The following is a 21,688-nucleotide window of genomic DNA, read 5'->3' as shown; positions in this document are numbered from 1 at the left end:
CGCGTGCGCCGCGGCTACAGGCGTCCTGCCGCCTTCAGCGCGAGGTAGCGGTCCGCGAGCATCGGGGGCAGGGCAGAGGGCGAACCCGTCACGACATCGCCGCCGAGCCGCGTGATCGCCGCGGTGACCCGAGCCATGTCGAGCAGCGAACGCTCCGCCGAAGCGGCCCTGTACGTCTCGTCGCGATCACCGCGCTGCGACACGGCGCTCAGAATCTCGGGATCGGAGACGGCGGCCACCAGAACTGTATGCCGCTGGGCCAGCTGGGGCAGCACACTGAGCAGTCCGCTCGACGACGCGGGAGTATCGATGGTCGTCAAGAGCACCACGAGAGCCTGCTGGTTGGTGACGGCTCGCACCTGCGCGGCTACCGACGACCAGTCCGTCTCGAGTAGTTCGGGGTCGACGGTGGCCATCGTGTCGACCATTCGGTTCAACAACTCGCCGCCGCTCGCTCCCGTGACACGACCCCGGATGCGGCGGTCCCACGCGATCAGGTCGACACGGTCGCCGGCCCGCGTCGCGAGGGCCGCGAGCAGAAGAGACGCCTCGATCGAGGTGTCGATACGCGGCTCGTCGTCGATTCGAGCTGCCTGGGTGCGGCCGGTGTCGATCACGATCACGATGCGGCGATCTCGCTCGGGCCGCCACGTGCGGACCATGAGTTTCTGCTCGTGCCCGGCCCGGGCATCCCCCTGCCGGGCTGTGGCGCGCCAGTCGATCGAGCGTACGTCGTCGCCGCGCACGTACTCGCGCAGACTGTCGAACTCCGTTCCCTGGCCCCTGATCTGCACACTGGTCGCGCCGTCGAGCTCTCGAAGTCGTGCCAGACGCGAAGGTAGGTGCTTGCGGGAGTTGAAGGGGGGAAGAACACGCACCCGCCCCGGGCTCGTCAGCGTCGCCTGCCTGGCCCACAGGCCGAGAGGTCCGAAGCTCCTGACGGTGACGCCGGCCGTGCGACGGTCACCGCGACGGAAAGGCGTGAGCGTGGTGCGGATCATCCGGCGTTCGGAGGAGGGCACCACGACGTGCTGACGCGTCACGACGGCGCCGGCCGACGGCTGCCAGGCGTCGCGAACGAGGCCCCGCAGCACGCGGCGGTTCTCGTTCGTGATGAAGAGTTCGCTCGAGACCGTCTCGCCGAGACGAACGCGATTCGGCAGCACCCTCTCTACGACGAGGCGGCGCGGCGATGCGGCCAGAGCGAGATCGACGATGCCGAGTGCCACGGCCAGCAGAAGCCAGAGCGCGAGCGTGAGTTCGGCCTGTCGGTAGGCCTCGCCGAGGAGGACCACGGGGATGACGCCGAGAGCGACGAGCAGAACGAAGCGACCGGAGACGGCCATCAGCGGAGGTGCTTTCGCCGGCTCATCAGATCGGCACCTGCACCTGGCTCAGGATCGAGCGCAGGATCGAGTCGACCGAGACGCCCTCGAGTTCGGCCTCGGGTCGGAGCTGGATGCGGTGGCGCAGCACCGGCAGAACCATCGCCTGCACGTGATCGGGAGTGATCGCGGGTGAGCCGTTGAGCCAGGCCCACGCCTTGGCAGAGGCGAGAAGCGCTGTACCTCCGCGCGGGCTGACGCCGAGTTTGACCGATGGGCTCTGCCGCGTGGCCCGTGCCAGGTCGACGACGTAGGCGAGCACATCGGCACTCGCGCCGACGGCCGCGACCGATGCCTGCGCCTGGCGGAGCTCGCTGGCGCCGAGCACCGCGCTCATTCCTGCCCCCGTCAGGTCTCGCGGGTTGAATCCGGCGGCGTGGCGCTGCAGCACGGCGATCTCGGTGTCACGAGGGGGCAGATCGAGGACGAGTTTGAGCATAAAACGGTCGAGCTGCGCTTCGGGCAGCGTGTAGGTGCCCTCGTACTCGATGGGGTTCATCGTCGCCGCGACCAGGAACGGGTCGGGCAGGGGCCGGCTGAGGCCGTCGACGCTGACCTGTCGTTCCTCCATCGCCTCGAGCAGGGCGGACTGCGTCTTGGGTGGGGTGCGGTTGATCTCATCGGCCAGCAGGATGTTCGTGAACACCGGGCCCTCGCGGAATTCGAAGTCACCGGACTTCGCGTCGTACACGAGCGACCCGGTCACGTCTCCGGGCATGAGGTCGGGCGTGAACTGCACCCTCGTCGTGTCGAGCGAGAGCGCGTGACTCAGCGACCGCACCAGCAGGGTCTTCGCCACGCCGGGAACGCCCTCGAGCAGCACATGCCCCTTCGCGAGAAGGGCGACGATGAGACCCGTCACCGCGCCGTCTTGGCCGACCACGGCCTTGGCCACCTCGGTGCGCACGCGCCCCAGGGCCTCTCGGAGCTGGTCGGGTGTCTGTTCTGGCTGGTCTGTCATGGTCGGCCTTTCGGTGTGGACGCGGGCAGGAGGGGCGGCGAGACGGTCACGGACGGACCGCCCGGGTCACGGCGCCTTCGAGTTCGAGCAGGCGATCGGAGTACGCGACGAGATCGGCCTCGTTCGAGGGCGTGGCGGCAACGAGAATCGATTGGATGTCGCCGAGCGGCCTGCCGGGGAGAACAGCGGCGACCGAGGCGATCACCTCGTCGACCGTGGCATTGCGGGGGAGTCCCAGGATCTTCGACAACCGCGTGATCGTTCCGATCCGCAGCGAATCCAGCGCGTGCGTGCGGGCTCCGGCCCGAGCGTAGAGGCGCGCGCGTCCTTCCATGGTCTCTCGTGAGCGCACGGTGACCGGCAGGTTCTCGACGACGAGCGCGCCGAGCCTGCGCCCTCGCCAGACGGCCGCGGCGATGAAGGTGAAGACGACGAGCACGAGCACGGGCGTGACCCAGTCGGGCGTCAGCGAGGTGATGTCGGCGGGCCCGTCGGCCTCGACGTCGGATGCCGTGGGCACGTACCAGACGAGGGTGGCGTCTTCGCCCAGAAGGCCGAGGGCGAGCGCGGCGTTCCCCGCTCCGGTGATGCCCTCGTTGCTGAGAACATCGGCCGCGCCCAGAACCGTGACCGAGGCGTTCGGGGTGTCGTCGTGGACGAGGTAGTACGCGTCGTCGGAGGCGCGGAAGCAGAGCTCGGCATCGCCGCCGGCGGGCGCACGGTACGCGCGTCCGCCGCCGATGATGCTGCCGGCGCGCTCGGCCGCCGGCAGGGAGCATTCAGCCTCGACACCGTCGGTGTCTCGGGGTGCCCCGGCCGAGGCGATCTCTGGCGCGAAGGCGCGGAGCTCGTCGAACCCCGGCAAGAACAGCACGACCCGATCGGCGAGCTCGGCGGCCTCGTCGAGTCGCGCGTCGTTCAGGTATCCTCCGGGGTCGGCGAAAGCGAGAGTGGCGGTGGGAGCCGCGTCCAGGGCGGCTCGCGCCTCCTGCATGGTATCGGCCTGCACGACATCGACACCCTGTTGACGCAGCACTTCGGCCAGGGCCTTGCTGCCCTCGGGCGCGGCGTTCGTGATCGAGTACGGGGCACGACTTCCACCGCCTGTTCCGGACGCGACGGCCACGACGAGCAAACCGACGATCGCGACCGCGGCGAGAATGAGCCAGAACCGCCATCGTTTGACCGCCGCGCGGAGCGTGGGCGTCGTGACCTCGGCGCGGGCTGGCGTGCCGCGCTCCGTCGTGTCCGCGATCACAGCGATGCTCCCGAGTCGGCGACCCGCTCGAGCCGGGCCGGCCTGGCCGCGCTGATGTCGCGATCGAGCGCGGCGACCTCGTCGAAGGCTTCTTTCGTGCCCGGCCTGTCGAGGTAGCGCACCCCGTCGAAGGCCCGTGCTCCGCTCGTGAATGCGTCGACATAGTCAGGGAACGCTCGTCCCGCTCGAGCGGCGAATTCCTGTGCTGTCGTTCCTGGCGTGACGGAGACCACCGTGCGTTCGGCCAGCTGTCGTGCGACGGCTCGGAACATCTCTTCGATCGCCACCACGAAATCGCCCGAGGCCGCAGCCGCCTGAGCGGAAGCGCGCAGCTCGGCCGCGCTCCGAGCATCCAACGAATCAGAGAACAGGGCGCCCGCCGCTCGGCTCTTTCGTTGCAGCCGGGGGCGGCCGAAGACGATGAACGCGGCCACGATGAGTCCCACGATGAGAACGGTGACGACCAGGGGAAAGAGATCGGGCACGGAGCCGTCCTCCGGGGCGCGGAACGAATCGAGCCAGTCCTGGATTGCCTGCGCGATGCGATCGATCAGGGTGGGCCGCGCGGCCGCGTACTCGGGTTTGGCGAGCTCGTCGATCAGCAGCTTGCGCGCATCGGGAGCGTCGGGATCGACGGGAACGTCGGTGACGAACAGCACGGGCAGAGCGAGGATCGAGAGCATAGGAATAAAGAGGTCAGCCGTTTCTCTGAGACGACACGAGATAGGGGTCTGCCACGTCGTGTGCGCCGCCGCTGTGCCGCGCCTCGACGTAGCGCATCAGATCGAGGTCGAGGCCCTCGCGGCGCATCCGGAGATCGATGTAGACGATAGCGACGGCCGACGACTGCACGACGGCGGCGATGGATCCCAGAATGAGGCTGACGAGAAGGGCGAGCCCGTAGGTCGCGAGAAGCACGACGACGAACGTGGCCGAGTCCTCTGATGCGCCGGTCGGAAAGAGGAAACTGCTCGCCAGACCGCCGATGAACGATATGGGCGTCGTGATGATCTGCGTCGCCGCGTAGAGGATCACGCCGATGAGAGCGAGAACCCCGAAGGTCTTCCAGAAGGAGTTCTTGGTGAGACCCCACGAGCGCCGGATCGACGAGACCATTCCCCGTCGCTCGAGCACGATGATCGAGGGTACGAGGGCGGTCTTCGTTCCCAACCAGATGCCGGATGCGGTCAGCGCGAGCGCGCCCAGCACTCCGACGCCGATCGCGACGCCGATCGCGGCGTCGCCGATCGCCGCGCTGCCGACGACGCCGACGAGCACCGCGAGACCGACGAGCGCCCCGACGGCGAGCACGATCACGCCCAGCAGAACGGCGAACCACGCGACGAGAGGCCAGAGTCTGCGCCCGGCGGCCTTCCAGAGCACGCCCATGCGATTCTTCTCACCCAGAGTGCCGCGGGCCACCTCGACGACGAGCACCCCTTGCAGCAGTGCCGAGCCGAGGATCGACAGTGCGAGGGGGATGAGGCTGGCGAGGATGACTGTCGCCCAGGCTCCGGCGGTGACCGCGTCGCGATCCTCGGGCAGGGCGCTGTCGATGCGGCCGAACGCCAAGATGCCGACCCCGCCGATGACGAAGACGGTGACGATCGACGTGACGAGCTGCGTGATCAGAGCGCTGCCGAACGTGGCACCCGGATTGCGTCGAAGCACCTGGAACGGTGCACCGAGCAGGGTGCCGAAGCCGAGCGGACGCAACGGAAGCAGTCCCGGTCGGGGCGGAGGGGCCCAGGCGCCCGGCGCCGGCGGTGGCAGCTGCGGGTGGCTGGTCGAGGGCGGGCCGAAAGAGGCCTGCGGGATGCCCCCGTATGGTTTCTGGCTGTCGCTCACCGGTGATCCTTCATCGTCGTATCGGTGTTCCCCCGGCATGTCACGTGCTCCCATGCTTCCATACACCGCGCCAGCCCGCAGGCGGCTGTCAATCAAGAGGGCCTCGCCTCGACTAATCTGTAGCGCATGGATGCTCGCATACTGGTCGTCGACGATGACACCGCCCTGGCAGAGATGATCGGCATCGTTCTGCGTGCCGAAGGATTCGAGCCGGTGTTCTGCGCTGACGGTGCGGAGGCGCTCGGCATCTTCCGTGAGTCGAAGCCCGATCTGGTGCTTCTCGATCTGATGCTGCCGGGTCTCGACGGCATCGAGGTCTGCCGCCTGATCCGAGCGGAGTCGGGTACACCGGTGATCATGCTCACGGCGAAGGCCGACACCACAGACGTGGTGAAGGGTCTCGAGGCCGGCGCAGACGACTACGTCGTCAAGCCGTTCAATCCCAAAGAACTGGTGGCGCGCATCCGAACGCGTCTGCGACCGAGCGCCGCCGGATCGCCGGAGTTGCTGCAGGTGGGCGATCTCGAACTCGACGTCGCCGGGCACGAGGTGCGCCGGGGCGATGTGCGCATCGGGCTCACCCCGCTCGAATTCGATCTTCTGCATGCTCTCGCCGCCAAGCCGCAGCAGGTCTTCACCCGCGAGATGCTGCTCGAGCAGGTGTGGGGCTACCACTACAAGGCCGATACCCGGTTGGTGAACGTCCACGTGCAGAGGCTCCGCGCCAAGGTCGAAGAAGATCCCGATAACCCGCGCATCGTGATGACCGTTCGTGGCGTCGGCTACCGGGCGGGTCAGGTCTCGTAGCACGCTGTGTCGACCGACAGCATCGCCACCGTCGAGGGGCGTCGCACGAGCCGAATCGGGCCCACGATCATGCGCGAGTGGCGCACCTGGCCGAGGCAGATCGCACGCGGGTGGCGCCGTTCCTTGCAGTTCCGCACGATCGTGATCACGGTCGCCCTCTCTGCGGTCGCCCTGTCAGCCACCGGCGCCTTCGTGTCGACGAGCATCAGCAACGACCTCTTCAACTCGCGACTCGATCAGGTGCTGATCGAGTCGAAGCGCGCGGCGACCTCGGCACAGACGATCTTCGACTCGTCTGACGTGACCGGGCAGGCCGCCAGCCTCTCTCTGCAGAACTCGGTGCAGAACGCCATCACGGCGTCGACGTCGTCGAGGCTGGTGGCGCTGTACGTCACGCCGGGAAGCGAGACGGGACCCAACTCGGCCATCTCGTTCAGTGCACTCAAGCTGGTCGATGTCATCTCTCCCGAACTGCGCAAGCAGGTCTCGTCGGGCAGCGATGACCAGAGCCAGTACTGGCAATCCGTCTCTCTGCGCGACGGGCAGAATGCCGTGCCGGGAATCGTGGTGGGAACGCCGCTCTTCGTTCCCGGGGCCGGCGAGTACGAGCTCTACCTCGGCTACGACCTCGCCGAGGCCGACCGCACGCTTGTGTTCGTTCAGCAGACCCTCCTGCTCGCCGCGCTCGCTTTGAGCCTTCTCATCGGTGTGATCGCCTGGGTCGTGGTCAGACTCGTCGTCGAGCCCATCCGAGTCGCCGCAGAGACGAGCGCCAAGCTCGCTGCCGGCGAGCTCGAGGTGCGGATCCCGGAGAAGGGCGACGACGTGATCACCACGCTGGCGCGATCGTTCAATGGCATGGCCGACAGCATCCAATCGCAGATCACGCAGCTGGCCGACCTCTCTCGCGTGCAGCAGCGATTCGTCTCGGACGTCTCGCATGAATTGCGTACGCCGCTCACCACGATCCGACTGGCCGGCGACGTGCTTTTCGATCAAAGGGAGTCGTTCCCTCCCGCGACCTCCCGCACCGCAGAGCTCCTGCACACGCAGACGGAGCGCTTCGAGCTGCTCCTCAGCGACCTGCTCGAGATCAGCCGCTTCGATGCGGGCTCCGCCGAGCTCGAGACAGAACCCACCAGCCTCGTGTATCTCGTCGAAGACTCCATCGACGAGATGAGCCAACTGGCGCTGCAGGCCGGAAGCGAGTTGCGCCTCGTAGCGCTCGGCGGTTACTTCGAAGCGGACATCGACGCGCGACGCATCCGGCGCATCGTGCGCAACCTGCTGGGCAACGCGATCGAGCACGGTGAGGGCCGCCCGATTGTCGTGTCCATCGACAGCACGGCCTCGGCCGTCGCGCTCGCGGTGCGAGACTACGGAATCGGAATGACCCCTGAGGCCGCATCGCGCGTCTTCGACCGCTTCTGGCGCGCCGATCCGTCGCGCAAGAGAACCATCGGCGGCACCGGGCTGGGCCTCGCGATCTCCCTCGAAGACGCGGTCTTGCACGGCGGAGAGTTGGAGTTGTGGAGCGAACCGGGCGCGGGTTCCTGCTTCCGACTCACCCTGCCCCGTCTCAAGGGACGGCCGATCGGGGTCTCACCGCTCCCTCTTCCTCCCCTCGACGCCGATGGCGAAGCCCAGACACACAACGCCTTCGATGAGCAGGCCTTCAACGGAGAGACGTCATGACGCGATTTCGATCCCGAGCCATCATCGCCGCCATGGCGTCGCTGACCGTGCTGCTGCTGGCGGGGTGCGTCGGCATTCCGAGCACCGGACCCGTGGAGAAGGGTGACGTACTCGCGACATCGGACGAGATCGACATCATCTTCCAGCCCTCGGGCCCGAGGGTCGACGAGAGTCAGGAGGACATCCTCCGCGGATTCATCCGGGCCGCGTTGAACCCCCTCAACAACTTCGACGTGGCGAGGTCGTTCCTCAGCAAGAACTTCGCCGATCAATGGAAGCCCGACGCGGGGGTCACCATCGACCAGAGCGGACGCAGCACCCAGAAGATCTCGGAGACCTCGGTCGACCTGAAGCTCAGCCCGATCGCCACGGTCGACGCCAACGGCGAGTACAGCACGGTGCCATCGGCGGCGCCGGTCAGCCGCAGCTACACGTTCGTGCAGGAGGACGGTCAGTGGCGCATCAATACGGCGCCCGACGGCATCGTGATGCTCTCGACGGAGTTCGCCGAGGTCTACAGCTCCTATCCGCTGTACTTCTTCGATCCGAGCTACCAACGTCTGGTCCCCGACGTGCGCTGGTTCCCGCGCGTCGCATCCAATACGGGCACGCGCATCGCCCGGGCGCTCATCAACGGGCCGTCGGCCTGGCTCGGCGGCGCCGTCGTCTCGGCGTTCCCCGAGGGCACGGGCGTGACGAGCGTTCCCGTCGACGCCGGAGTCGCATCCGTCGATCTGTCGGGCCCCGTGCTCGATTCGAGCGAGGCGACTCTCGAACGAATGCAGGTGCAGCTGCGTTCCAGTCTGCTCGCGCTCAGCGGGGTGGCGACCGTCCGTTTGACCGTGGACTCGACAGAGGTTCCCCTCTCCACCTCGAGCGACTCCGGGCCCATCACGACGCCCCGGGTTGACAGCCGCGCACTGGTACTGCGCTCCGGTCAGTTCGGATTCTTCACCGGCAGCTCGCTGACACCCGTAGAGGGGATTAGCGACGATGTCGCCTCGCTGGATGCCACCTCGATAGGCCTCTCGGATTCGGTGCCCGGTCTGCAACTGGCCGCGGTCGGAACGGCGGCCGGTGTGTACGCCGTCGCTCCCGCATCCACCCCCGGCATCGTCGACGATCGGCCGGGGCTCATCGCGCCCAGCATCGACCCCGAGGGCTTCGTATGGACGGTCCCCAGTGGGTCGCCTCTCGACATCCGCGTCTCGGCGGCGGGCCGCACGCCGTCGAGCTTCACCGCCACGTGGGACGGAGCTGGCCAGATCGTGTCGCTCGACGTCTCGCGTGACGGCGCGAGGGTGCTCGCGTTCCTCACGATGGATGGCGAGCCGCGCCTCGTGGTCGCCTCGGTCTTCCGCGACAAAGACGGCACGCCCACGGGCCTCGGTGAGCCGGTCGACCTCGCCGAGGGCCAGGGCACGGCGGTGGATGCGACGTGGGTCGACTCCCTGTCGGTCGCGTCGGTCACGCTCACCCCCTCGGGCGACAACTCGATCGTGCAGCAGCAGATCGGAGGCACGACCACGCAGTTGGCCGATGCGTCGAAAGTCGTCTCGATCGTGGGGTCGAACGACGTCGTCGGACTCCGCGTCCTGTCGTCCGACGGCAATATCCTGCAGCAGAGCGCCAACACATGGCAGGTGAGAGCGGCCGACGTCGCGATCCTGGCGACCCAGTACTGAGTCCTCTCCTCGACGCGGGGTAGACGAGCGGGTTCTGCACAGATCCGCTCGCTGCGCCGGAGCCGGGCGCCATGCAGAGCATGATCGAGCGATGGATGCCCGTGGCCGCCTCATCGAGGCGATGCTCGACGGTCTCGCCGTGCTCCTGCCCGTGGAATGCGCGGGGTGCGGCACGGCGGACCGAGGCATCTGCGCCGACTGCCGCTCGGCGCTCGTCGCGCCCGATCGTGCCGGGCGCCACCTGCTCGTGGCCCCTGGCGCTCCGGCGTCGGGCAGCGGCGACCTGCCGCTGTGGTTCGCGGTCGGCTACGAGGGAGTGCCGAAAGAGATCCTGCACGCGCTCAAAGAGAGCGCGCGGCTCGACGGCGCGCGGCCGCTCGGACGGCTGCTCGGTGTGGCCGTTGCGGACGCCCTCGAAGCGATCGAACCACGTCTTCCGGCCGGTGCTCGCCTCGAGACGCTCGTCGTTCCATCGTCGCGCTCGGCCTTCAGACTGCGCGGTTACAACCCCGTCGAGTCTCTCCTCCGCTGGGCCGGCCCGCAGCCGCATCGCGCCACCGGTCTCCGCTATCGTCGCACTCCGCGCGACCAAGCATCACTCGGCGCCGACGAGCGATGGGCCAACCTCTCTGGATCCGTCGAGGCGGTCTCGACGCGGCTCGAGGGGCGGCATCTGCTGCTCATCGACGACGTGGTGACGACGGGGGCGACCCTGCTCGAGTGCCGTCGCGCGGCCGAGTGCGGGGGAGCGTCCGTATGGGGCGCGGCGGCTCTCGCCCATACAGCAAAAGTCAAGCGAACAAACAGTGAATTGCACGGTGACTTAGTCAGCCAGCGGGTCTACGGTGGGGGAAAAGGCGCGGAATCCAATCGCCCTCGACTCGGGCGCCGCGTCTTGGACTAGGAGAGATCGCCTTGGAAATCAACATCACCGGACGAAACCTAGGAATCACCGATCGATTTCGGGATTACGCGACGGAGAAGGCCGAGAAGGTCGAACATCTCGCCGATAAGGCACTCGCGCTCGAGGTCAAACTCTGCCGGCACAACTCGGCCACCGGGGCTTCCGGCGACGACCGGGTCGAACTGACGTTGATCGGTCCTGGACCCATCGTTCGAGCCGAGAGCGCCGCAAGCGACAAGTACGCGGCATTCGACCTCGCCCTCGCCAAACTGATGGAGCGCGTGCGCCGGGCCAAGGACCGCAAGAAGGTCCACCGCGGAAAGCATCGTCCGGTCTCGCTGCGCGAGGCCTCGACGGGTGGCTTCTCCGTCATCGACATCACGCCCGCCGATGCCGAAGTACTGAACAGCGTCGACAGCACAGGAGCTGTCACGCCGCGGGCCGAGGAACCGGACACGCCGAGCTATTCCGAAGATGACGACTACACCGAGTACTCGCCGGTCGTCATCCGAGAGAAGGTGTTCCCGGCGTCTCCGATGACAGTCGACGACGCGCTCTATTACATGGAGCTCGTGGGGCACGACTTCTACCTGTTCATCGATGCAGAGAGTCACCGACCCAGCGTCGTCTACCGACGCAAGGGATGGGAGTACGGAGTCATCGGCCTCGACGACAACCCGGCTGAAGCCGCAAGCGCCGTCGCAACGGCCGCCGCAGCCGGCGCATCCGCCCGTTGAGTCGCCCGGCGTAGAGTACGCCGACGAAGGCCCGACCCTGCACAGGGTCGGGCCTTCGTCGCGTTGAGCGCAGATTCAGGCGCGATTCCGGTGGCGCACAGACAAGGCAGGCTAGAATTGCTGGGATTGTCGGCCAAATGCGCCGCAATATCAGCAGTAGGAGACTCTCTGTGGCTTCAGTTCTTGAAAAGGTTCTTCGTGTCGGTGAAGGTCGCATTCTTCGCAGGCTCGAGGGCTACGCGAAGGCGATCAACGCACTCGAAGACGGGTTCAAAGACCTCACTGATGAGGAATTGAAAGAGGAGACCCCTGCGCTGCGCAAGCGCTACGAAGACGGCGAGAGCCTCGATCACCTGCTTCCCGAGGCGTTCGCGGCCGTTCGCGAAGCCGCGCGCCGCACGCTCGGGCTGCGTCACTTCGACGTTCAGCTCATGGGTGGCGCGGCCCTCCACCTGGGCAACATCGCCGAGATGAAGACCGGTGAAGGAAAGACCCTCGTGGCGACCCTGCCGGCGTATCTCAATGCGCTCACCAGCAAGGGCGTGCACGTCGTCACGGTCAACGACTACCTCGCGAGCTACCAGTCAGAACTCATGGGCCGCGTCTTCCGCGCCCTGGGCATGACCACCGGCGTCATCCTCTCGGGTCAGACGCCGGCCGAACGCCGCGTTCAGTACGAGGCCGACATCACCTACGGCACGAACAACGAGTTCGGTTTCGACTACCTGCGCGACAACATGGCGTGGCAGGCCAGCGACATGGTGCAGCGCGGCCACAACTTCGCGGTCGTCGACGAGGTCGACTCGATCCTCATCGATGAGGCTCGCACCCCGCTCATCATCTCCGGCCCTGCTTCAGGAGAAGCGAACCGCTGGTTCACCGAGTTCGCGGGCATCTCGACCCGCCTGGTCATCGACGAAGACTACGAGGTCGATGAGAAGAAGCGCACGGTCGGAATCCTCGAACCCGGCATCGAGAAGGTCGAAGACTACCTCGGCATCGACAACCTCTACGAGTCGGCCAACACGCCGCTGATCTCGTTCCTCAACAATGCGATCAAGGCGCGTGCGCTGTTCAAGAAAGACAAGGACTACGTCGTGCTGAACGGCGAGGTTCTCATCGTCGACGAGCACACCGGCCGTATCCTCGCCGGACGTCGCTACAACGAGGGAATCCACCAGGCCATCGAGGCCAAGGAGGGTGTGGCTGTCAAGGCAGAGAACCAGACCCTCGCGACGGTGACCCTCCAGAACTACTTCCGGCTGTACGACAAGCTGTCGGGCATGACCGGTACGGCCGAGACCGAGGCCGCCGAGTTCATGTCGACCTACAAGCTCGGCGTCGTCGCCATTCCGACGAACCGCAAGATGCAGCGCATCGACCAGTCCGACCTCGTCTACAAGAACGAGCAGGCGAAGTTCGACCAGGTCGTCGAAGACATCGTCGAGCGTCACGAGAAGGGCCAGCCGGTGCTGGTCGGAACGACAAGCGTCGAGAAGAGCGAGTACCTGTCGCGACTGCTGGCCAAAAAGGGTGTTCGGCACGAGGTGCTGAACGCCAAGAACCACGCTCGTGAGGCCGCCATCGTGGCTCAGGCGGGTCGACTCGGTTCGGTTACCGTCGCCACGAACATGGCCGGTCGCGGAACCGACGTGATGCTCGGTGGTAACGCCGAGTTCCTCGCGGTCGCCGAGATGAACTCGCGCGGTCTGAGCCCGGTCGATACTCCGGAGGAGTACGAGGCCGAGTGGGACGCCGTGTTCGCGAAGGTCAAGGCCGACGTGCAGGAGGAGGCCGACAAGGTCGTCGAGGCCGGTGGTCTCTATGTCCTCGGAACCGAGCGTCACGAGTCACGTCGAATCGACAACCAGCTCCGGGGTCGTTCCGGTCGTCAGGGAGACCCGGGCGAGAGCCGGTTCTACCTGTCGCTCACCGACGACCTGATGCGTCTGTTCAACGCGGGTGCCGCCGAGAGCCTCATGGGTCGCAGCAACGTTCCCGACGATCTCGCGATCGAGTCGAAGGTCGTTTCGCGAGCCATCCGCAGCGCTCAGTCGCAGGTCGAGGGTCGCAACGCCGAGATCCGCAAGAACGTTCTGAAGTACGACGACGTGCTGAATCGCCAGCGCGAGGCCATCTATTCGGATCGCCGTCACATCCTCGAGGGCGAAGACCTCGAAGACCGGGCTCAGAAGTTCCTCGTCGACGTCGTCGACGATGTCATCGACACCCACGCGGGCTCCGGCACCGGAGACGATTGGGACTTCGACGCGCTCTGGACCGAGCTGAAGACGCTGTACCCCGTGTCGATCACCATCGACGAGGTCGTCGCAGAGGCGGGCGGAAGCAAGGGTCGCATCGACCGCACCTTCGTGCGACGCGAGATCCTCTCCGACGCGCAGCTGGCGTACAAGAAGCGCGAAGAGACCCTGGGCGAGACCGCGATGCGCGAGCTCGAACGCCGGGTCGTGCTGTCGGTCATCGACCGACGCTGGCGCGACCACCTGTACGAGATGGACTACCTGAAAGACGGCATCGGCCTGCGTGCGATGGCTCAGCGTGACCCGCTCGTCGAGTACCAGCGCGAAGGATTCGCCCTCTTCCAGTCGATGATGGGCCAGATCCGCGAAGAGACCGTGGGCTTCCTGTTCAACCTCGACGTGCAGGTCAACACGCCGGCCGGCGAAGTCGATGCCCCCGTGGTGCAGGCCAAGGGCCTCGAGGACTCGACCGTCACCGAAAAGCTCAGCTACTCGGCTCCGAGCGACTCCGGCGGAGTCGAGGTGCGCAACGAGAAGGGCCAGATCGAGCAGGCGGCCACGGCTCGTGCCGCGAAAAAGGCCGAAGAGGAGGCTGCTCCGGTCGCCTCGTCGTTCTCTCGGGGAGCGTCAGCTCCGGCGGCCGCCCCGGCGGCATCCGGTCAGCAGGGCGCGAAGCGGCCCGCCTCGGGCCCGCAGGCCAAGCGACCGAGCAACGCGCCCGCGGCCAACAACCGCGCAGACCGGCGCAAGCAGGGCAAGAAGAAGTAGGCCCTCGCTCCCTGAGTCTGTCGAAGGGGCCTGACGTAGGCTGTTTGCTCGACCAGTGCCACGTCGGCGCTGGTCGAGTAATCGTGCGACGAAGGAGCCGACGTATCGAGACCAGGCTCAGAGAACGTTGATCGCGCTTGCGCGCCACCGCTTGTCGAGGCCCTCGAGGCGGATCGCGACGGCACGGGTGCGCGCCTTGCCATGCACGATGACGACGCCTTCGACGACTCCGTCTGCCGGTTCGCAGGTGATCGTGTTTCCGATGCGGAACGACGGTCGGCCGGCAGGCGCTCCTCGTGCCTGACGAGCCCGGGTCGACAGCACCACGCGCTTGAGGAGATGCCGGTAGACGTCGTCTGCCACCCATCGGGAGAGCTGGTCGAGATCGCGAGCTCCGGCAAGGACCTCGAGTACGCATCGCGCGAGATTCTCCATTAGCGGTACCGGGTTCGGAAGCGAAGACGTCGAGGTGGGCTGGGCATCGAAGTATTCGAGACGTTCCGGCTCGAGACGTTCCGGCTCGAGACGTTCGGGCTCGGCCTGCGAGGTCGTCGCGGTGTCTGGCCGGATCGGCGGCACGGCTCGAAGCACGGCTGAGCCTCGACGTGCGCTCGGTTCGACGGGGGAGTGTGCTGGGAGGTGACTCGGCATGGTGTCTTCTCTGGCAGTACCGGCGTATAGAAGGTGAGCAGCTGCCTCAGCAGCGTGCTGCGACGAGCGCGGGCGCGCCGCAGTGACCTTGGTGAATCGGTCGTCCCGTTCGTTCCCCAGATGGACTCTCGATGCACTGTCAGTGACAACAGTGGTGTTCTTACCCCCACTCGGGGGATATCTGGATACTTAACCAGGGCGCGACTGATGGTGTCTACAAGCGTTTCTGCCCTGTGGATAGATTGCGCGGGCGGCATCCAAGACCCGTTACGGTTCCTCCTATGCGATGGGACAACCTGTTCTCTGATCTCGAGAGTCAACTCGAGTACGGGCTGAACGCCGAGGAGAACGACCTTCACGAAGAGGAGGAGCGGCTTCGACTCGGTCGGCTGTCGCTGCGTGACAGGCTTCGTCAGGTCTTGGCCGTCTCCGACCGCGGAGCGAACTACTCGATCACGTTCACCCTCGTCGGGGGCGTCACTCTGTCTGCCAGAGTGACGACCATCGGCAAGGACTGGTTTGCTGCCGACCTCGGCCTCGTCGCCGGCGGAGGCCTCGAGCGTGCACAGAAGCAGTGCATCGTGCCGCTCGGAGCCGTTCAGGGGTTGTCGCTCACGAGAAGGCAGATCCGGCACTCGCTCGAGCCGCATTCGCCCGAGGCACCCGCGGCCATCACCGACAGGCTCGGCCTCGCGTTTCTTCTACGCGACCTCTGTCGCCGCAGAACCACGGTCTACGTGACGCTGCAGACGGAGTCCCTGTTCGGGACCATCGACCGCGTGGGTCGGGATCACTTCGACCTCGCACTGCACGAGGCCACATCGCCACGGCGCGACGCCGAGGTGGCGGGCTACCGTCTGATCTCGTTCGACTGCCTCGTGATGATCGCCGTGTGATGCACGCGGTTCTGCGCTCACCGTCTGATGATGCGCCCGTCAGACAGCTCGGGCAGCGGCGCGGCATCGGATTGATTCCAGAGCGACAGTCGCCGACTCTCTTCGTACATCGCCTCGATATACGACTCGAGAACGTCGCGTTCGATGCGCCAATGACCGCTCGCTCCGACTTTGATGGCCGGCAGCTCGCCGGATCGAACGAGGGAGTACACCTGCCTCGCCGACACATTCAGCACGTCGGCCGTGTCGGCGAGAGTGAGGAAGCGACCGAGTCGATCAGGAGAATCGGGTCCGTTCATTCCTCAATTATGAAACCGCGTCACCTGTCGCGACGGGCCTGTGGATAACTTTCCCGCGTGCCGTCGATCGTTGGCACCATGTGCGTATGGACCGATCCGCTCCCCGTGCCAGAGCCCACCGCTCGTTCGTCTTCGATCCCCGTTTCGTCATCGGCGTTGCTCTCGTCGTCGTCTCGGCGCTCGGGGTCACCTGGTTGGTGGCCACCGTCGATCAGACCGCCGATGTCTTCGTGGCGTCGTCGACTCTGAACACCGGCGAGCTGTTCACCGCCGACGACCTCGCCGTCGCGCACGTGCGACTCGGTTCGGCAGAAGAGCACTACCTCGATCCTGACGACATCCCAGCCGACGGAGTCGTCGCGGTCAGGCCCATCCGCCAGGGAGAGCTCGTGCCGAAGGGCGCCGTCGGAACGGTTCGTGCCGGTGACGAAGCGCAGGTGGTCGTCACCGTGTCCGGTCCTGTTCCCGCGGTCGTCGAGCGATCGTCTCGAGTCACCCTGTGGGCGTCGGCGGCCTCCGAATCGGGCACGACTTTCGAGGCTCCGGTCGTGCTGGTGGCCGAGGCCGAGGTCGTCTCGGTGATCGAGCCGACTGGCATCGTCGCATCCGGCTCCGAGATGCAGGTCGAGCTCAGGGTGCCGCGAGAGTCCGTGGCATCGGTGCTCGAGGCGATGGCGAACGGGGCGGCGCTCGCGATCGTTCCCGACGACGAGCCAGTGGCCTCACGGTGACCGGGATGCTCTCGGTCGTCACCTGTCTCGATGATGATGCGAGCGAGCGGCTCGTCCACGAGATCGGCGCAGCCGACCATGACATCGTTGCCCGGGTCGATTCAGCTCACGCCTTGATCGAGGCCGTGCGGGGCGGCGCCATCGACGGCATCATCGTGTCGGCGACCCGTCGGCATCTGACCCTCGATGTTCTCGCCGAGGCAGATGAGGTCGGCGTGCGCATCGTGGCCGTGGCCGGCGATGACGCCGAACGACGGTATGCGCTTTCGCTCGGGCTGTTCGAGGTCGTCGACGTGAGCGCTCCATGGAGCGACATCGAGGCGCTGCTGCGTGGCGGCATCGCCGTGCCCCTGGGTGCTCCCGCCCAGCGCGGCGCCGGAACGGTGATCGCCGTCTGGGGGCCGGCCGGTGCGCCGGGTCGCACGACCATCGCCATCCAGCTCGCCGCAGAGCTGGCGTTCCGCGGGCGCACCGTCGCGCTGGTCGATGCCGACACCTATGGGGGAGCGGTGGCGCCCAGTCTCGGCATGCTCGACGAGTCGCCCTCGTTCGCTGCCGCCTGCCGCCTTGCGGCGCGCGACAGCCTGACGCTCGCAGAGCTCGAGCGCGTGGCGTCTCGCTACGTCTCGTCCAGGTCGGAGTTCTGGATTCTGAGCGGAATCGGGCGAGCCTCCCGGTGGCCAGAACTCGGGGCAGACCGGGTGACGAACGTGCTCAGCACCTGCCGTCAGTGGGTCGACTATGTGGTCGTCGACACCGGATTCAACCTCGAAGCCGACGAGGAGATCGCGAGCGACATGTTCGCGCCTCGGCGGAACGCGGCGACCTTGGCAGCGCTGCGGCAGGCCGACCACGTCGTCGCCGTCGGGGCGGCCGACCCCATCGGCCTCTCCCGGTTCCTCAGAGCTCATGTCGATCTTCTCGAACAGATCGAGACCGCGCAGGTCTCCGTCGTGATCAACCGTTTGCGCGCCAGTTCTGTCGGCAGCAACGCGCAGCACCAGGTACGCCAGACGCTGAGGCGGTTCGGAGGGCTCGACGACGCGGTCTTCGTTCCCCTCGATGTGCCGGGCGTCGACGCGGCCGTTCTCTCGGGCAAGACGATCCACGATGCGGCCCCGCGTTCCCCCGTGCGCGCGGCCATCGCGCAGCTGGTCGACGCCGACATCCTGCCGCCGTCGGCGCAGGGAACGTCGAGAAGGGAGGCACGACGAGCCGCTCGACAGGCACAGAAGACCGGGCCGCTGCAGACCCTGCGCGCCCGTCGCCTAGGCTAGGCAGGTGTCGACGCTCAGTGATCTCGTACTTGCCCAGGGCCGCTCCTCCGAAGCCGATGTCGAATGGCTGCATCTGCTGGTCAGCGACTGGCAGCTGCTCGCCGATCTCGCCTTCGCAGACATCGTGCTCTGGGTTCCCACCGCCGATGATTCCTTCCTCGCGGTCGCCCACGCGCGCCCGTCGAGCTCGGCGACGCTGTTCTATCGCGACTTCGTCGGTCAGAAGATCAAGCCCGAGTGGAACACCCAGGTCACCGAAGCGTTCCGCAACTCGGTGATCGTCGATACCGCGGCGCCCGACTGGTACGAGGAGACCCCCACCCGCGTGCGTGCCGTTCCCGTGCTCCGTCGCCTCGTTCCCAACGATCGACAGACCACCGACAACCCCATCGCGGTCATCACGCGACACACCAACCTGAGCGAGACCCGCACTCCCAGTCGTCAGGAGCTGACGTTCAACGAGTGCGCCAATGATCTCTTCGCCATGATCGGAACGGGTGATTTCCCCGACCTGGGCGCCCCGACCGGGCCGCGCCGAGGCGCACCCCGCGCATCCGACGGTCTGATCAGACTCGACGCCGACGGCATCGTCACGTTCGCCAGCCCCAACGGTCTGTCGGCGTTCAACCGCATGGGCTTTCCCGAAGAGCTCGAGGGACAGTCGCTCGCCGAGGTCACGACGACGCTCCTCGGTGGCCGGCTCGAGGTCGACGAGTCGCTGCCGCTGGTCGTGACCGGCCGAGCGCCGTGGCGCACAGACATCGAGGCGAAGGGCGTCACGGTCTCTCTGCGCGCCATTCCGCTGCGCCTGCAGGGCACGCGCTTCGGTGCGATCGTGCTGTGCCGCGACGTGACCGAGCTGCGGCACACCGAGCGGGAGCTCATCACGAAAGACGCGACGATCCGCGAGATCCACCACCGGGTCAAGAACAACCTGCAGACCGTCGCATCGCTTTTGCGCATCCAGGCCCGTCGAACGCACTCAGAGGACGCGAAGGACGCCCTGACCCAGGCCATGCGTCGGGTCGCGGCCATCGCCGTCGTGCACGACACCCTCAGCGAGGGCCTCAATCAGCGCGTCGACTTCGACGAGGTGTTCGACCGTGTGCTGCTGCTGGTCGCCGAGGTGGCCTCGGCCCACAACACCACCGTGCATCCGAAGTCGAGCGGAAGCTTCGGCGTTCTTCCCAGCGAGTACGCCACTCCGCTCGCACTGGCGCTCACCGAGCTCGTCACGAACGCAGTCGAGCACGGGCTCGCCGGGCAGGAGGGTCAGGTCGAGATCGTGGCCACGCGCTCGGAAGAGAACCTGACCGTCGAGGTGCGCGACAACGGAACCGGCCTGCCGGAAGGCAAGGTCGGCTCGGGTCTGGGAACGCAGATCGTGCGCACCCTGATTCAGGGCGAGCTCGGCGGCACGATCGACTGGCACACGATGGTGGGCTCGGGCACGGTCGTCACGATCGAGATCCCGTTCCGCTGGCTCACGAAGCCGTAGCAAACACGAACGAGCCGCGATTTCGTGAACTGTCGCGGGTAAGAACGACAGCCCGCGATATCGCGGCTCGTGTGTGCTGTGTCGGCTAGGAGGCGCGGCGCGCGCGGGCGGCGCGACGCTTCAGAGCGCGGCGCTCGTCTTCGCTGAGTCCACCCCACACGCCCGAGTCCTGGCCGGTCTCGAGGGCGTACTGAAGGCAGATCTCGGTGACCGTGCAGCGTGCACACACGGTCTTGGCCTTGTCGATCTGATCGACAGCGGGGCCGGTGTTGCCGACGGGGAAGAACAGCTCGGGGTCTGCTGTGAGGCAGGCTGCTTTGTCGCGCCAATCCATGGGGGTGCTCCTTATAGTGCGGAAGCTTGGGCTGCCCTACGGTTGTAGAAAAAGGCTCGGCCTAAGATTCGGGTGAAGGTCAATGGCACAGGGACTGCTGCAAAAAGAAATCTGCATCCACCCACGTCACTGTGAGCAACATTGACCTCAAATATGGTCGCATACTGGTAATTGCAAATCAAGACTTTTCTAGGGGTAACGGCTGTGAGTGAACCGCTGAATTCGAAGCCAAATTCGGGTGAACAGATATCGGATCAGTCGTCGCGACGACCGATTCTGTTGATCGCTCTCTCCGTTGTGCTCGCAGCAGAGGCGGCCCTCGCGACGGGCGTGACGGTCTGGCTCGTCTTCGAACTGCTCACCGCCACACCCGATTCGTTCGCGTCGGCGGTGGTCATCCTGCTTCTCTCCGCGGGCCTCGCGTGTGCGCTCTGGGCGATGGTCGTGGGCCTGTTGCGCCGGCAGAGCTGGGTGCGGGGCGCGGCTTTGACCTGGCAGCTTCTGCAGATCGCTGTCGCGATCGGATGCTTTCAGGGCGTTTTCGCCGTTCCGTCGCTCGGGTGGGCGCTGCTGATTCCGGCCGTCCTCGCGATTTTCCTGCTGATGAGTCCGCCCGTGGTCGCGGCCACGCGTCGGCTCGTCTAGCGCGGGCCGGGTTCGCGAGCGCCGTCGATCAGGAGCGGAGGATGGAGGTCATCTTCTTGCCGCGACCGACCTCGTCGACGAGCTTGTCCATGTAGCGGATCTTCTGCATGAGCGGGTCGTCGATCTCTTCTACACGGATGCCACAGATGACGCCGGTGATGAGCGTCGCGTTCGGATTGAACGCTGGCGCCTCATCGAAGAACTGCTCGAGCGTCACCTCGTCGGAGATCGTCTGCTCGAGCTCGGCTTGGCTGTACCCCGTGAGCCAGCGGATGACCAGATCGACGTCTGACGGACTCTGGCCCTTGCGTTCGGCTTTGGCCACGTAGTGCGGATAGATGCTCGCGAAACTCGTGCTGAAGATGCGATGCCGTTCCATGGCTCGACTCCTTTCGGCTCAGCTGTCGATACCCAGCTTCTTGCGCAACGAGGCCACGTGGCCCGTCGCCTTGACGTTGTAGAGCGCGTGGGTGATGACGCCGTTCTCGTCGAGTACGAAGGTCGAGCGGATGACGCCGGTGACGATCTTGCCGTAGAGAGACTTCTCGCCCCAGGCGGCATACGCCTCGTGCACGGTCTTGTCGGGGTCGGAGAGAAGCGGGAACGTGAGGTTCTGGTTCTCTTTGAATGCCGCGAGCTTGGCCGGCTTGTCGCGTGAGACGCCGAGCACCTGGTATCCGGCGCCGGCGAGCGAGTTGAGGTTGTCACGGAAGTCGCACGCCTGCGTGGTGCATCCGGGGGTGTCGGCCTCGGGGTAGAAGTACACGATCGTCTTCTGCCCACGGAAGTCGCTGAGCGACACCTCGGCCCCATCCTGGTCGAGGAGCGTGAACTCGGGGGCGGGCGTACCGGCGGTCAAGCGCGAAGCGGTGTCGGTCATGGTTCTCCTCGAAATCGAAAGCGTCACACGACGCTCATAGTTCATGGTAGTGTTTTCCCTCGGCGCCGCAGTTTCGCGCCAAGGCACCTCTAGCTCAATTGGCAGAGCAACTGACTCTTAATCAGTGGGTTCCCGGTTCAAGTCCGGGGGGGTGCACCGAAGGCCCGG

The 21,688-nt window shown here is 66.3% G+C and carries 21 protein-coding genes and 1 tRNA gene; 12 read left to right on the top strand and 10 right to left on the bottom strand.

Annotated elements, in window-relative coordinates:
• Positions 1-14 precede the first annotated feature (14 nt).
• The 5 genes from ASE64_RS02335 to ASE64_RS02315 are packed head-to-tail and all read right to left on the bottom strand — an operon-like array spanning position 15 to position 5,452.
• Positions 15-1,346: a DUF58 domain-containing protein gene (locus ASE64_RS02335; RefSeq protein WP_055775357.1), complete on the bottom strand. Its 1,332-nt coding sequence runs from the start codon at positions 1,344-1,346 to the stop codon at positions 15-17.
• A gap of 25 nt (positions 1,347-1,371) precedes the next feature.
• Positions 1,372-2,346 carry an AAA family ATPase gene (locus ASE64_RS02330; protein ID WP_055775354.1) on the bottom strand — a complete coding sequence of 325 codons (975 nt, stop codon included), beginning with the start codon at positions 2,344-2,346 and terminating at the stop codon, positions 1,372-1,374.
• A gap of 46 nt (positions 2,347-2,392) precedes the next feature.
• Positions 2,393-3,604, bottom strand: a complete 1,212-nt coding sequence (locus ASE64_RS02325) for a DUF4350 domain-containing protein (protein WP_162234535.1) — start codon at positions 3,602-3,604, stop codon at positions 2,393-2,395.
• On the bottom strand, positions 3,601-4,287 hold the full coding sequence (locus ASE64_RS02320) for a DUF4129 domain-containing protein (protein WP_055775351.1): 687 nt from the start codon (positions 4,285-4,287) through the stop codon (positions 3,601-3,603). The genes ASE64_RS02325 and ASE64_RS02320 overlap by 4 nt, the downstream gene beginning before the upstream one ends.
• A 13-nt stretch (positions 4,288-4,300) precedes the next feature.
• A complete protein-coding gene (locus ASE64_RS02315; protein ID WP_055775348.1) occupies positions 4,301-5,452 on the bottom strand; it encodes a hypothetical protein in 1,152 nt (383 codons plus the stop codon).
• Positions 5,453-5,578: 126 nt separating this feature from the next.
• Between ASE64_RS02315 and mtrA the strand changes: the two genes are divergently transcribed.
• The 6 genes from mtrA to secA all read left to right on the top strand — a co-directional run bounded on the left by mtrA (position 5,579) and on the right by secA (position 14,309).
• Positions 5,579-6,259, top strand: a complete 681-nt coding sequence (gene mtrA, locus ASE64_RS02310; RefSeq protein WP_055775346.1) for an MtrAB system response regulator MtrA — start codon at positions 5,579-5,581, stop codon at positions 6,257-6,259.
• 69 nt (positions 6,260-6,328) lie between these two features.
• The gene (gene mtrB, locus ASE64_RS02305; RefSeq protein ID WP_055777307.1) at positions 6,329-7,954 is read left to right on the top strand and encodes an MtrAB system histidine kinase MtrB; all 1,626 of its coding nucleotides are present in this window, start codon (positions 6,329-6,331) and stop codon (positions 7,952-7,954) included.
• Positions 7,951-9,639, top strand: a complete 1,689-nt coding sequence (locus tag ASE64_RS02300; RefSeq protein ID WP_055775342.1) for an LpqB family beta-propeller domain-containing protein — start codon at positions 7,951-7,953, stop codon at positions 9,637-9,639. The genes mtrB and ASE64_RS02300 overlap by 4 nt, the downstream gene beginning before the upstream one ends.
• 91 nt (positions 9,640-9,730) lie before the next feature.
• Positions 9,731-10,543: a ComF family protein gene (locus ASE64_RS02295; RefSeq protein ID WP_055775339.1), complete on the top strand. Its 813-nt coding sequence runs from the start codon at positions 9,731-9,733 to the stop codon at positions 10,541-10,543.
• 11 nt (positions 10,544-10,554) lie between these two features.
• A complete protein-coding gene (gene hpf, locus ASE64_RS02290; protein WP_055775336.1) occupies positions 10,555-11,280 on the top strand; it encodes a ribosome hibernation-promoting factor, HPF/YfiA family in 726 nt (241 codons plus the stop codon).
• 170 nt (positions 11,281-11,450) lie between these two features.
• Complete coding sequence (secA, locus tag ASE64_RS02285; RefSeq protein ID WP_055775333.1) at positions 11,451-14,309, top strand: preprotein translocase subunit SecA; 2,859 nt, start codon at positions 11,451-11,453, stop codon at positions 14,307-14,309.
• Between the two features lie 117 nt (positions 14,310-14,426).
• Here the strand turns inward: secA and ASE64_RS02280 are convergent, their stop codons facing one another.
• A complete protein-coding gene (locus ASE64_RS02280) occupies positions 14,427-14,960 on the bottom strand; it encodes an Rv3235 family protein (protein WP_200920083.1) in 534 nt (177 codons plus the stop codon).
• A gap of 281 nt (positions 14,961-15,241) precedes the next feature.
• On the opposite strand from ASE64_RS02280, the gene ASE64_RS02275 reads away from it, so the two are divergent.
• Entirely contained in the window at positions 15,242-15,856 is a 615-nt protein-coding gene (locus tag ASE64_RS02275) for a hypothetical protein (protein WP_055775330.1), read from the top strand.
• Between the two features lie 17 nt (positions 15,857-15,873).
• On the opposite strand, the gene ASE64_RS02270 is transcribed toward ASE64_RS02275, so the two are convergent.
• Positions 15,874-16,155 carry a helix-turn-helix domain-containing protein gene (locus tag ASE64_RS02270; protein ID WP_055775327.1) on the bottom strand — a complete coding sequence of 94 codons (282 nt, stop codon included), beginning with the start codon at positions 16,153-16,155 and terminating at the stop codon, positions 15,874-15,876.
• A gap of 86 nt (positions 16,156-16,241) precedes the next feature.
• Between ASE64_RS02270 and ASE64_RS02265 the strand changes: the two genes are divergently transcribed.
• Genes ASE64_RS02265 through ASE64_RS02255 form a run of 3 tightly spaced genes read left to right on the top strand, consistent with a single transcriptional unit; the run spans position 16,242 to position 19,661 of the window.
• Positions 16,242-16,886: a flagella basal body P-ring formation protein FlgA gene (locus tag ASE64_RS02265; RefSeq protein ID WP_055775325.1), complete on the top strand. Its 645-nt coding sequence runs from the start codon at positions 16,242-16,244 to the stop codon at positions 16,884-16,886.
• Positions 16,887-16,891: 5 nt separating this feature from the next.
• A complete protein-coding gene (locus ASE64_RS02260; protein WP_055775323.1) occupies positions 16,892-18,163 on the top strand; it encodes an AAA family ATPase in 1,272 nt (423 codons plus the stop codon).
• 4 nt (positions 18,164-18,167) lie between these two features.
• A complete protein-coding gene (locus tag ASE64_RS02255) occupies positions 18,168-19,661 on the top strand; it encodes a sensor histidine kinase (RefSeq protein WP_055775320.1) in 1,494 nt (497 codons plus the stop codon).
• 85 nt (positions 19,662-19,746) lie between these two features.
• On the opposite strand, the gene ASE64_RS02250 is transcribed toward ASE64_RS02255, so the two are convergent.
• Positions 19,747-19,995: a WhiB family transcriptional regulator gene (locus tag ASE64_RS02250; protein ID WP_044442296.1), complete on the bottom strand. Its 249-nt coding sequence runs from the start codon at positions 19,993-19,995 to the stop codon at positions 19,747-19,749.
• A 279-nt stretch (positions 19,996-20,274) separates the two neighbouring features.
• Between ASE64_RS02250 and ASE64_RS02245 the strand changes: the two genes are divergently transcribed.
• A complete protein-coding gene (locus ASE64_RS02245; protein ID WP_235480469.1) occupies positions 20,275-20,640 on the top strand; it encodes a hypothetical protein in 366 nt (121 codons plus the stop codon).
• Positions 20,641-20,668: 28 nt separating this feature from the next.
• On the opposite strand, the gene ASE64_RS02240 is transcribed toward ASE64_RS02245, so the two are convergent.
• Entirely contained in the window at positions 20,669-21,019 is a 351-nt protein-coding gene (locus ASE64_RS02240; RefSeq protein ID WP_055775317.1) for a DUF2200 domain-containing protein, read from the bottom strand.
• 18 nt (positions 21,020-21,037) lie between these two features.
• Complete coding sequence (bcp, locus tag ASE64_RS02235) at positions 21,038-21,520, bottom strand: thioredoxin-dependent thiol peroxidase (protein ID WP_055775314.1); 483 nt, start codon at positions 21,518-21,520, stop codon at positions 21,038-21,040.
• An 83-nt stretch (positions 21,521-21,603) separates the two neighbouring features.
• Here bcp and ASE64_RS02230 point away from each other — a divergent pair.
• Positions 21,604-21,676: transfer RNA gene (locus tag ASE64_RS02230), tRNA-Lys, on the top strand.
• Positions 21,677-21,688 lie beyond the last annotated feature (12 nt).

Origin of the sequence: Agreia sp. Leaf210, from assembly GCF_001421485.1 — a bacterium.
Taxonomy (GTDB): Bacteria; Actinomycetota; Actinomycetes; order Actinomycetales; family Microbacteriaceae; genus Agreia.
This window is presented reverse-complemented; position numbering and strand designations above follow the sequence as displayed.